Source organism: Bacteroides fluxus YIT 12057 (genome assembly GCF_000195635.1).
Classification (GTDB): Bacteria; Bacteroidota; Bacteroidia; order Bacteroidales; family Bacteroidaceae; genus Bacteroides; species Bacteroides fluxus.
In genome coordinates this window covers 32,954-44,292 of the sequence record NZ_GL882637.1, presented here as the reverse complement: position 1 = coordinate 44,292, position 11,339 = coordinate 32,954, and the positions used below count along the sequence as shown (strand labels likewise).

The 11,339-nt window shown below is 52.1% G+C and carries 7 protein-coding genes; 1 reads left to right on the top strand and 6 read right to left on the bottom strand.

Going from position 1 to position 11,339, the window contains the following annotated elements; translation table 11 throughout:
- Positions 1-106 precede the first annotated feature (106 nt).
- The 5 genes from HMPREF9446_RS09830 to HMPREF9446_RS09810 form a co-directional block, all read right to left on the bottom strand.
- Positions 107-1,243: a hypothetical protein gene (locus HMPREF9446_RS09830; protein ID WP_009125477.1), complete on the bottom strand. Its 1,137-nt coding sequence runs from the start codon at positions 1,241-1,243 to the stop codon at positions 107-109.
- A gap of 150 nt (positions 1,244-1,393) precedes the next feature.
- Positions 1,394-2,365 carry a calcium/sodium antiporter gene (locus HMPREF9446_RS09825; RefSeq protein ID WP_009125476.1) on the bottom strand — a complete coding sequence of 324 codons (972 nt, stop codon included), beginning with the start codon at positions 2,363-2,365 and terminating at the stop codon, positions 1,394-1,396.
- Positions 2,366-2,453: 88 nt separating this feature from the next.
- Entirely contained in the window at positions 2,454-3,386 is a 933-nt protein-coding gene (locus HMPREF9446_RS09820; RefSeq protein ID WP_039969017.1) for a metallophosphoesterase, read from the bottom strand.
- Positions 3,387-3,404: 18 nt separating this feature from the next.
- Positions 3,405-6,173 carry a TonB-dependent receptor gene (locus HMPREF9446_RS09815; protein WP_009125474.1) on the bottom strand — a complete coding sequence of 923 codons (2,769 nt, stop codon included), beginning with the start codon at positions 6,171-6,173 and terminating at the stop codon, positions 3,405-3,407.
- A gap of 388 nt (positions 6,174-6,561) precedes the next feature.
- Positions 6,562-7,773: a class I SAM-dependent methyltransferase gene (locus tag HMPREF9446_RS09810; RefSeq protein ID WP_009125473.1), complete on the bottom strand. Its 1,212-nt coding sequence runs from the start codon at positions 7,771-7,773 to the stop codon at positions 6,562-6,564.
- A gap of 97 nt (positions 7,774-7,870) precedes the next feature.
- Here HMPREF9446_RS09810 and HMPREF9446_RS09805 point away from each other — a divergent pair, with 97 nt between their 5' ends.
- Complete coding sequence (locus HMPREF9446_RS09805; RefSeq protein WP_009125472.1) at positions 7,871-10,198, top strand: glycoside hydrolase family 3 C-terminal domain-containing protein; 2,328 nt, start codon at positions 7,871-7,873, stop codon at positions 10,196-10,198.
- Between the two features lie 42 nt (positions 10,199-10,240).
- Here the strand turns inward: HMPREF9446_RS09805 and HMPREF9446_RS09800 are convergent, their stop codons facing one another.
- The gene (locus tag HMPREF9446_RS09800) at positions 10,241-11,008 is read right to left on the bottom strand and encodes a M15 family metallopeptidase (RefSeq protein WP_039969004.1); all 768 of its coding nucleotides are present in this window, start codon (positions 11,006-11,008) and stop codon (positions 10,241-10,243) included.
- Positions 11,009-11,339 lie beyond the last annotated feature (331 nt).

The window sequence follows — 11,339 nt, the reverse complement described above, 5'->3', positions numbered from 1 at the left end:
CTTCCATTTAGTTTGTTGTTAAATGCCTATTTATAGGTGCTTTGCGCAAAAGTAACTATAAAATCGGAGGTTCGCAAAAAACAAGGAAGTTTTTAAGAAACTGTTTTCATTGGATTTCCTTCACGAAGCATCTTCTCCGTTTGTGCTGTTCCGTCTTGAAGTACTCCCATTGGGCTTGTACTTTGCCGTTCAGTTCCAGTTCCGGATTACTTTCGGCATACTCGAAACCAAGTTTCTGATAGACGGGGATAAGGTCGGAGAACAGCAGTGCATTGACGCCCTTGTTCTGGTATTCCGGTTTTACGGCAACCAGCAGCAGGTCAAGCATTTTCGGGTATTTTCTCAAGAAGATAGTTTTGAGGAGATGGTACCAGCCCATAGGAAGCAGACGGCCGTGGGCTTTCTGCAAGGCCTCGGCGAGGGACGGCATGGAGATTCCTACGGCAAGCAGTTGGTCGTCGGCATCGGTAATCAGCGTCACCATGCGCAGGTCGAGGATGGGCAGGTACATCTTGAGGTACTGGTCAATCTGCTGTTGTGACAGTGCAGAATAGCCGTAGAGTGGCTGATAGGCTTCGTTCATCAGTTCGAAAATGGCTTGGCCGTAGTCGCGGACAATCTTCTTGGCAGACGTATATTTCTTTATCTTGAGGTTATATTTGCGTTGGATGAGGTCGGAGATACGCTTGTGCTTGTCCGGTATGGCATCCGGGATGTAGATTTTGTATTCCACCCAATCGGCATCCTTCCCGAATCCCATGCGCTCCATGTGCTGCGGGTAGTAGGGATAGTTGTAGATGGTGGCCATGGTGCTGAGCTGGTCGAATCCTTCGACAAGCATGCCTTCGGCATCGAAGTCGGTGAATCCCAGCGGGCCTTGTATATGTGTCATTCCCCGTTCCTTTCCCCATTTTTCCACGGTGCGAATCAAGGCGTCGGAAACTTCCGCATCGTCGATGAAGTCTATCCAGCCGAAGCGGACTTCCTTCTTGTTCCAGGTTTGGTTGGCCTTGTGGTTGATGATGGCAGCTACGCGTCCTACGATTTTACCTTCCCGATAAGCCAGGAAATAGTCGGCTTCGCAGAATTCGAATGCAGCGTTCTTCTTCTTGTTGAAGGTATTGAGCATGTCATCGAAGAGGTCGGGGACGGAATAAGGGTTGTTTTTGTATAGCAGGTAGTTGAAACGGATGAAGCGCTCCAGCTCCCGTCTTGTGGTTACTTTTTTGATTGTAATTGCCATAGTTGTTTAATATTGAGGCGACAAAGGTAATGCAAACTGAGGGCATAAAAAAATAAGCTTGCTTATTTTTTATGCCGAGGTGCGGCTTGCCTTATTTGGAGAGACGTGATAACCTTTAAAATGCCTTGCAGGGTGTCTGGAGATTTGTTGTCAGAGACTATATATCAGTACAGCCGTGTAAGCCACATAGCAGAGAATCAGAATGCTCCCTTCCATCCGGGTGATGGTGCGTTTCCCGAAAAACACGCCGAACAGCCAGAGCAGGAGGCTGGAGCCGACCAGTACCCACAGGTCGAAATTGGTGATGCCCGTCAGGTGCAGCGGAGTGATGGAAGCCGAACAGCCCAGCACGAAGAATATATTGAAGAGATTGCTGCCGATGACGTTGCCGATGGCTATTTCGGGGTTTTTCTTCAAGGCGGCGACGATGGAGGTGGCAAGTTCGGGCAGCGAAGTTCCGCCTGCCACGAGCGTGAGGCCGATGACAGACTCGCTGACACCCAGACTGCGGGCTATGCCGCTGGCGCCCTCTACAAAGAAGTTGCCTCCGACGATGAGTCCGGCAAGTCCGCCGAGAATGTACAAGGCAGATTTCCACATAGGCAGTTGTCTGATTTCTTCCTCCTCACTCTGCGAGGTTTCCTTCATTTCTCCGTCTCTTTTTGCGATGGCGAAGGTGTAGCTTAGGAAGATGGCAAAGAAGCACAGCAGCAACAGTCCATCGGTGATGCTGAGTATGTTTTCCCGGCTACCGTCCAGGAAAATGTCGTTGGCGCAAATCAGCAAGGCGAAGGACGAGAGGATGCAAAGGGGGATTTCGCGCTTCAGCGTATTGCGGGTGATGGCTATCGGGGCAAAAAGGGCTGTACAGCCCACGATCATCAAGGTGTTGAATATATTGCTTCCTACCACATTGCCGATGGCGATGTCTGCACTGCCTTTCAGGGCAGAAGATATGCTGACGGTAAGCTCCGGTGCGGAAGTACCGAAAGCGACGATGGTAAGCCCGATGACGATGGACGGTATGCGGAAACGTTTGGCGACAGAAGCGGCGCCGTCAGTCAGTCCGTTGGCACCCAGAAGAATGAGGAGCAGTCCTCCGACAAGAAACAATATATCCATAAGAATGTTTATTTTGGATACAAAGATAGTGCAAACCTCAACAGAACCTTCCTTTTTGCATGAAAAAGTTATGTTGAGGTGCGGTGGATTATTTGCTGCGTGTCACCGTGTGCAGTACGTTTCCTTTCTTGTCGATCATGCGCAGCTCCAGTGTTCGTTTGTTGGCCGACACGATAGAGAAGCCCGGTTCGGGACTACAGAATACGGTTCCTTCGATGGGCTTCACCTTGCGGGCGAGTGAGCCGGCTGAATTGGTGATATAGTCGATGTCGCTGCTTGCCACGCGTACATGCTGGAAGTTATGGATATGCCCGCAGATATACATATCCACCTTGTGCTTGCGCAAGACGGGGTCGAGACGGTTTTGCATATCCCGGCGTTCGCTTTCGTCCTTCGGGGTTTCGGCATAGATGGGATGGTGTCCGGCCACGATGACCCAGTCTTCCTTGGCGGCAGTCAATACGGAGTCCACCCAGGCAAGCTGCTTTTGGCAATCCTGCTTGCAGGCATCGGGATAAGTCTCGCTTTCGTTGCGGTATTTGTCGATCATCGGGGCGGTGTCCACCCAGACAATGCGGATAGTGGCGCCTTTGTCTTCGAAAGTCTTGGTATAATAACGGGCGGGCATTGTCCAGCGGCGGCTGATCTTGCTGTAGTCGAGTACGGCCTGCGTATTGCCGCGGTATTCATGGTTTCCCAATAAGGGGAACCAGTCAATCATCAGCTCCGGATGGCTGTAAATCAGTTCGTAGTTGGTCATCCAAAGCGGGTCGTTCACACTGCGTACGCCTTCAAAGTGGTGTACATCTCCGGTGGCAAGTACGAATTCGGGATCCGCTCCGTTCTCGGCCATCTGCCCCATCAGTTCGGCAATGGGCTTCTGGTCATAGTAGCCGTTGCGTCCCAGGTCGTTGGCAACGTAGAAGTTGAACTTCTTGTCAAAGATGGAATAGTCGGTGATCTGGGCGGTTGCCGCCTGGCAAAGCAGGGCGGCGAATAATAAAAGGTATAGTTTCTTCATCATGTTCTGGTACTTATTTTAAAAATTGATTTTCACTCCGGCATTAACCTTCACTCCATAGTATTCGGCCTGCATGGTACGGTCCTTCGTTCCCTGGTAGTAACGCAGCGGTTGGTTCAGCAGGTTGTTGGCTTCGGCATAGAAGGTAGTCTTCACTTTCTTTCCGAAGGTATAGCTGGCATTGGCATCCATGTAGTTCACTTTGTCATAGTAGCGGTCATAGAAGGTGCTCTCGCCCATTTCGTCGATGAAGTCGGAAGCGAAGTTGTAGCTCAGGCGCAGGTTCAGTCCGCCTTTCTCGAAGTAGAGCGAGGCGTTGGCCGTATGTTCGGGTGAACCCGGCATGCTGAGATTTTTTTCGTTCTCGCGTCCTTCGAAGTTGAAATTCTCTATGCGGGAGTGGGTATAAGTATATGTCCCGTAGAAACCTACACACTTCAAGGCCGGTGCTATGAAGCTGAAATCACGTTGATAGGAGAGCTCCAGGCCTATCAGATTGGCATTGCCTGCATTCTTGGGTTGTGTGAAGCGGGTATATACATTGCCCTGGTACTCGTAGTTGGTGCTGATCTGGTTTACGATGAAGTCATCGATTTTTTTGTAGAAGAGGCCGGCGCTGACCAGACCGATGCTGCGGAAGTAGTAGTCGGCGCTGAGGTCGAAGTTGTAGGATACGGTCGGCTTCAAGTCGGAGTTTCCGATGGTGATTTCATTGTCGGAACGTTTGATGTTGACGCTGGGTACAAGTGCCGAGTATTTGGGGCGTGACAAGGTCTGGGTAAACGAACCGCGTACCTTGAAGTCATCGTTTACATTCCATTTGACGAGCAGTGACGGCAGGAAGTTGACGTAACTGTTGCGTTGGCGGTCTGTCTTGCTGGTCAGGTCTTCATCGGCGTCGTATGTGCGTCCGGTATAGGCAAGGCTGGTGTTTTCTATGCGGAGGCCGGACATCAGCTCCACATTCCTTGTCAGTTTCTGGTCGAAGCGGATGTAGCCGGAAGTGACTGTCTCGCGGGCTTCGAAGTTGCCTGCCAATTCCTCTTGCACCTGTTCTTTCTCGAAGAGGGAAGGGTCGTTCAGATTCAGTGAGCCTACATATTCCTTGCCGGCATAGATTCCTGCTTGGTATTTATTGTCGGGCATGAAATTCTTGTTGGTCTGGTCCACCGTGTTCTTCAGGCTGTTGGTCATGAAGGCATCCTCGTCCAGCGGGGAGTATTCATAGAAATCGACTTCTTTGTCTTTGGTCTTGCGCACTACCTTGGCGCCGAATTTCAGTTTGTTTCCGTTCTTGAAAGGCAATTTGAAGTTGGCTGCAAACTTGAGGTCCTGCTCTTTGATGTCCTCTTGTTGTTCGGTCAGTTCTTTCAGGCTGAACTCATCATTCAGCGTCATGGTATAGCCGTCTTTGGGAGTGGCGTATGGCCGGCGTCCGTCGCTCAGGTCCATGTTGAACTTTTGCTTTTTCAGCTGGAAGTCGATGTAGCGTTCGTTCGGGCGTTCTTCGGTAGCTTTGGCATAGCTTGCGTGCCAGTCCATGGAAAGTGCTCCGAAGAGGTGTTCGCCGCCGAGGGCGAAGTCCATGGTGCGCTGGCGCTCCAGGCGGGCGTTGCGGTTGTCCGGTGTACCGGCTTTGGTCTGCACGCGTACGGTGGCGTTGCCGTCGGAATCAAGGTCTTTCAGTGTAGTGCGGTACCGGTTCTCCCAGTCGTTGCGGTTGTTGAAGATACCCTTGAAAGTCAGTTTGTGGTTGGCGCTGAGGTCCCAGTCCAGTGCGGCAGAGTAGCTTTGGCGTTCGCGGGTGACGTAATATTGGCGGATTTGGTAGTCGTTGACGTATGTTTTTCCGTTGTCGTCCTGCTCCCAGGTAAATTCCGTGTCGTAGGAGCCCGAAGGGGCGTTCTGGTAAGAAGCGGATACAATCAGCCCCAGTTTGTCGTTGAAGAAACGGTCTCCGTAGGTAAACCCAAGGTTCAGCTGTGCTTTCTCGCTTATCCAGTTGTAGCCGGTTCCGGCGGTGGCGGCGACAGTACGTTTGTAGGGAGAGTTTTTCGTGACCAGGTTGATGGATCCGCCGATGGCATCGCCGTCCATGTCGGAGGTCACCACTTTGTTCACTTCGATGGTCTGGATCATGTCGGCGGGGATAAGGTCGAGCTGTACATTCCGTGTGTCGCCTTCGGCGGAAGGGACGCGGTTGCCGTTGATGGTCACGGAACTGAGGTCTGCGCTTGTGCCGCGCACTTGTCCGAAGCGTGCCTCACCCTGGTCATACTGCACGTTGATGCCGGATATGCGTTTCAGGGCGTCACCGATGTTGGAGTCGGGAAACTTGCCCACTTGGTCGGCAGAGACGACGTTGGTGATTCCCATGGTGCTTTTTTGTGAGTTGATGGCACGTCGCTGTCCCTGGAAGGCGCCGCCTATCACTACCTCCTGCAGCTCTACGCCTTCATTCAGTACAACGTCTTTTTCCAGTGTCCGTCCGGCGGGGATGGTGATTTTCAGTTCCACGGGGGAGTAACCCACGTAGCTCACCTTTACTGTATAGGTTCCCGGGTCAAGGTTAGAGAAAGTGTAGAAGCCGTTGACGTCGCTTGTTACGCCGGTGTGTAGTTTCTCGATGTAGATAGAAGCACCCGGGAGGGTTTGTTTGGCTGCGTCGATGATACGTCCGCGCACTGTTCCTTGTTTGATGATATTTGCTTTTTCGTCAGCCATGGCCCCGTTGCCGGCTGTTGTGAAAAGGAGCAAGAATAAGAATGCTCTTAAAACCTGTTTCATACTTGTTATTATCCGTTAATAATCTGCCGCAAAAGTAGAGGGTTCCCGTTACGTGTGTTTTACGGTGGGTTGAAGAACGGGTAACGATTCTGTTACGATACGGTTACGGCTTCCACGTTATGCAGGACGTGTGGCGCTCGGTCTGGAGCCGTTGTGGCATTGGACTCTTCCGGGAGTTGCCGTCAGTTAATTTCTCCTTGGAATAAATTTATTCGTCCGACACCTGTTGCATTATCGTCCGACAACTGTCGGACGATAATGCAACAGGTGTCGGACGATAATTAGACGATTGTCGGACGAATAACTTTTAGTAAGCGGGTGCATAAAGCCTAAGAATGGCGAAAAGAGAGCTTCGCTTCCGGGAGGACATGGAACTGCGGGAGCCGGTTCAGACCGTGCGGCAGCCAATCAATACTTTTTTCTCGTCGGCCAATGTCGTGGCGAAGAGATAAGTCTCTCCCCCCTCTGCCAGCTTCAGCCGTTTGCGCAGTTCGGCCACACTGGCGGGAAAGTTGCGTACGGTGAGGTTTGCCTTTTTTTCTGTGCCTATCATCTCTTTCACCTCTTTCTTGTTGAAGCTACAGTGCCCGGTAATCTTGAATTTACGTCCCGGAAAGTCGGGTATGAGCTGGTCCGAGGTGTAAAGGTGGCTGTTGGGGTGCAGTTTCTCTACCTTATATATATGGGAAACACTGCGGAATGCACCGGCTTTCAGTACAGAAGCGTTGGGTTCGTAAAGGTAAGACTGCAGTGCGGGGGCCAACCGGCATGCGCTGTCTTTCTCCTGTCTGCGGGTAAAAGTGAGCGACTGGACGGAAGAAGCGCCGGCAAGGTTTATGCAGCGGACAGGTATGTCCTCCGGCCGGGGGCTCTCCCCGCGTCCTAAGACAAGCAGCAATTCCTTGCATTCGTTTCCTGCGGATACGATGCAGGCTTCTTGTACATGTTCCAGATCCTTCAATGCCAGAGTAAGGTCCAGCATGGGGGACAGCTTGACGAGTATATGCCGTGCTTTCTTGAGCAATAACTCTTCGAGTGCGGACACGTCCGGTTCGCAGTCGCTGATGGCAACCGTCTTGCCGCCATGGCTGTCACGGCGGGCAGGATCTATGAATATCCAGTCGGCAGGCTGCATTTCCTGCAGGTACCGGACGCTGTCTTCATGACATACGGTGATGTGGCCGAGCCCCAGCAGCGGGAAGTTATGCGCGGCGATTTCGCAAAGGGGCTCCTGCCGTTCCACGTAGGTTGCCTTCCGGAAACAGGAGGACAGGAAGGCACAATCTATGCCGAAGCCTCCGGTAAGGTCGGTGAAAGTGCCGGCGGATGCTTTCCCTTCCAGCTCTTGGATGATTCCTGCTTTGTAGCGTGCCGTCAGCTCCGACGAGCACTGTTCCAATGAGAGATGGGCGGGGTAGAGAATTCCTTCTGTCTGTGCCCATGCAGGCACTTTTTCCTTTGCCGCCTGCCAGCCTGCTATCTGCGTGATGGCGGCGGGCATGTTCACCGACGGATATTTCCGTGCCTGCAGGGCAAGGGCACGCACGTCGTCTCGACGGTGTTCGCGGATAAAGCGGAGGGTGTCTTCGTTCAATGTCATAATCTTGTTGAATGGAGGTGCAAAGATAGTGTAATCCCGAAAAAATGTGGTAATATTGCAGGTGAAACTGATTATCTGATTTACTAATGACACAATTATGAAACTGTACAAAATTACTATCGTCGCTTTGCTGCTGTCCGGGGTAGGACGGGCTGAAGCGCAACAACTCAAACTGAATGCCGGTAATGTAGATGAAATCCTGAAGGCAATGACCCTGGAAGAGAAAGCCTCCCTGCTGGTAGGTGGACGCAACAAGTCGTACGGCGGCGGAAATGCCACTACCATCGGTTTCACTGAAGCTGTGGTACCGGGAGCCGCAGGACTTACGCAGGGCATCGAGCGTTTGGGAATCCCTCCCACCGTCCTGTCGGACGGTCCTGCCGGAGTTCGTATCCAGCCTACACGTGAAGGCAGTTCCCGTCCCTATCATGCTACCGGTTTCCCGGTAGGTACCTCCCTTGCCACAACCTGGAACGTGGATTTGGTGGAGTCCGTAGGAAAGGCTATGGGAGAAGAAGTGCTGGATTATGGCATTGATGTCCTTCTGGCACCGGGCATGAACATTCACCGTTCTCCGCTTTGCGGGCGTAACTTTGAATACTATTCCGAAGACCCGTTGGTGACGGGCAAGATGGCTGCCGCTTTTGTAAGGGGCATCCAGAAGAACGGAGTGGGAACCAGCATCAAGCACTTTGCCGTCAACAGCCAGGAGACCAACCGCAACCATGTGGATGAGGTCGTGTCTCAGCGTGCCGTCCGTGAAATCTATTTGAAAGGTTTTGAAATAGCTGTCAAGGAAGGGAAACCGTGGACAGTGATGTCTTCTTACAACCGGTTGAACGGCGTTTACACACAGGAAAACCGTGAGCTGCTGACTACCGTCCTGCGGGACGAGTGGGGCTTCGACGGCATTGTGATGACCGATTGGATAGGACAGCGTAATACTGCCGCCCAGGTGCATGCGGGCAATGACCTGATGGAGCCGGGAATGCCTGCCCAGAGTGAAGAAATCATTGCCAAGGTGAAAAGCGGTGAACTGTCTGTAGAGGATGTGGACGCTTGCGTGAGGCGGATATTGGAATACATTGTGAAGACTCCCCGTTTCCGTGGCTATAAATACAGTGAGCAACCTGCCTTGGAGGCCCATGCGGCCGTGACACGCCGTTCGGCAGCTGAAGGTATGGTATTGCTGAAGAATGAAGACAATACTTTGCCGTTGAAGGACTTGAAGAAAGTTGCCTTGTTCGGCATCACTTCCTATGACTTCATTGCCGGCGGTATGGGCTCGGGCAATGTCTGCAAGCCTTATGTGGTAAATCTGATGCAGGGGCTGGACAATGCCGGACTGGAAGTGACGGAAGACTTGAAGAAACTCTATCTTGCCTATAAGGATTACCAGGAAGCCAAGACCGAAAGCGAACGCCTTTCCTTCGACTGGCGTTGGGGACGTGATATTTTTCCGGAAATGAGCGTATCGAGAACTTGCATTGACAAGCAGGCCAAGAAAGCGGATGTCGCTGTCTTTACTGTCGGGAGACAGGGCGGGGAAGCATGGGATCGGAAGGTAAAAGATGACTTTAACCTCACTGCACAGGAACGCCAGCTGCTGGATGACTTGTGCGCTGCTTTCCATGCCGAGGGCAAAAAGGTGGTAGTGGTCATCAATGCGGGCGGCGTGATAGAGACTGCTTCCTGGAAGGAACTTCCCGATGCCATCCTTTTGGCATGGCAGCCCGGAGAGGAAGGCGGGAACTCGGTAACCGATTTGCTGGTGGGCAAGGAAAATCCTTCCGGCAAGCTGACCATGACTTTCCCTGTCAGTGCAATGGATCATCCCTCTTCATTGAATTTCCCCACCACAGCGTCCCAAGTACCGGGAAAGCCCGTTGAAGGCGCCGGGAAATGGGCTAAACGGAATGTGGACTATACACTCCATCAAGAGGGCATCAATGTGGGCTACCGTTATTTTGCCACGGCAGGCAAGAAGGTGTCCTATCCTTTCGGTTATGGCTTGAGTTACACTACTTTCAGTTATGGCAAATCGGCTGTGAAAGCATCTGCCGATGGTTTCAAGGCCAGTATTGTTGTGACCAATACCGGAAAGGTGGCGGGCAAGGAAGTTGTGCAGCTTTATGTATCGGCTCCCGGAGGCGGGTTGCAGAAACCGGCCCTTGAGTTGAAATCATTTGCCAAGACCCGTCTCCTTCAGCCGGGTGAGAGTGAAACGCTGACTTTTGATGTCACCAATTATGCTTTGGCTTCTTTCGACGAGGCCGTACAAAGCTGGGTCAGTGCGAAGGGACGTTATACGGTGAAGTTCGGTGCGTCTGTAGAGGATATCCGTGCAACTTCGGTCTATACACTTTCCAAGGAGTTCACTCAGAAGGTGAATGACGTGTTGAAACCTGGTATGAGCTTGGAATAAGGGTCATACTTGCCTTTAAAGGGGAAGAATCGGGGCTGGGCTTTAGGGAATGACCCGATATCTCTCCCGCGCCGTCTGCCTGCTGTACCGGTTGAAGTGCCACCACTCACTGGGCAGCGGGCGGAATCCGGCTTCTTTCATTACTTGCCGCAGCAGTAACCGGTTCTTCCGTTCCTGTTCCGTGATTTTGCCTTGTGCTACGAGCCGGGACTCTTCCGTGATATGGGCTTCTTTGCCCAGGTAATCTACCGGGGTGCCCATGGGTAGCGGCACTCCTTTCTCATCGAGAATACTGATATCTACTGCCAGTCCGTAATTATGCAGTCCGCCGCCACGGGAAGGGTTGGAGACATATATGTACTTGGAAGTGCCTTTCACGGCGTTCCACATCTTCTGCTGTACGGACATGGGGCGCGCGGCGTCATATACGATGAGGCTGTAACCGGGATGCCGTTCTTTCAGAAGACGTTGCGCCTGCTTCAGACTTTCCATGGCATCGGGGTGCAGATAGGCTTCCTTCAAGTCTTCATACAACAGGATTCCGGTGAAGTTGTCGGCGTGGGTGTACATCAATTCAATGGCAATGCTGCTGTCCGCCTCGGCGATGTTGACCAAACCGAGGGAGTCCAGGTAACGGGCAGTATGGCTCTTGGGCGGGGCCGGAGGGGCAGGTGCCGCCATGGTGCCGGTGTGCGGGATGGTTTCTTCCGTGTCCGGGCTCTGCATTTGCCCGGACGCTTGCTTTCCGCCGCAACCGCACATTAGACAGCCCGACAGCAGAAGTGGCAGGTAATAGAAATATCGTTCCATCTTACAGGATGTTCTTGGTGGTAAGGATAGATTTTTCTTCATCCTGATATCTTGCAAATATGTTTGTCGGCAAAGATAAAGTATTTTTCGTCATCTGAATGCACTATGCACGCAGATTATGGCTACGGTCCCGATGGCCGGATGGTAAGTTTCCCGTCTCTTTTTTATTAGGAGATTCTGCAAATTGAGTTTTCGTTCCGTCTCCGTAGGCTGTGCTACTGTTCGTTGCTCCAAAGCCTTCAGGCGAAGAAGCAGTAAAACACAAGCAAATGCCAACGCTATTATCACCAAGATCTATAAACACAATGATACAATCATCCTTGTTCCAAAT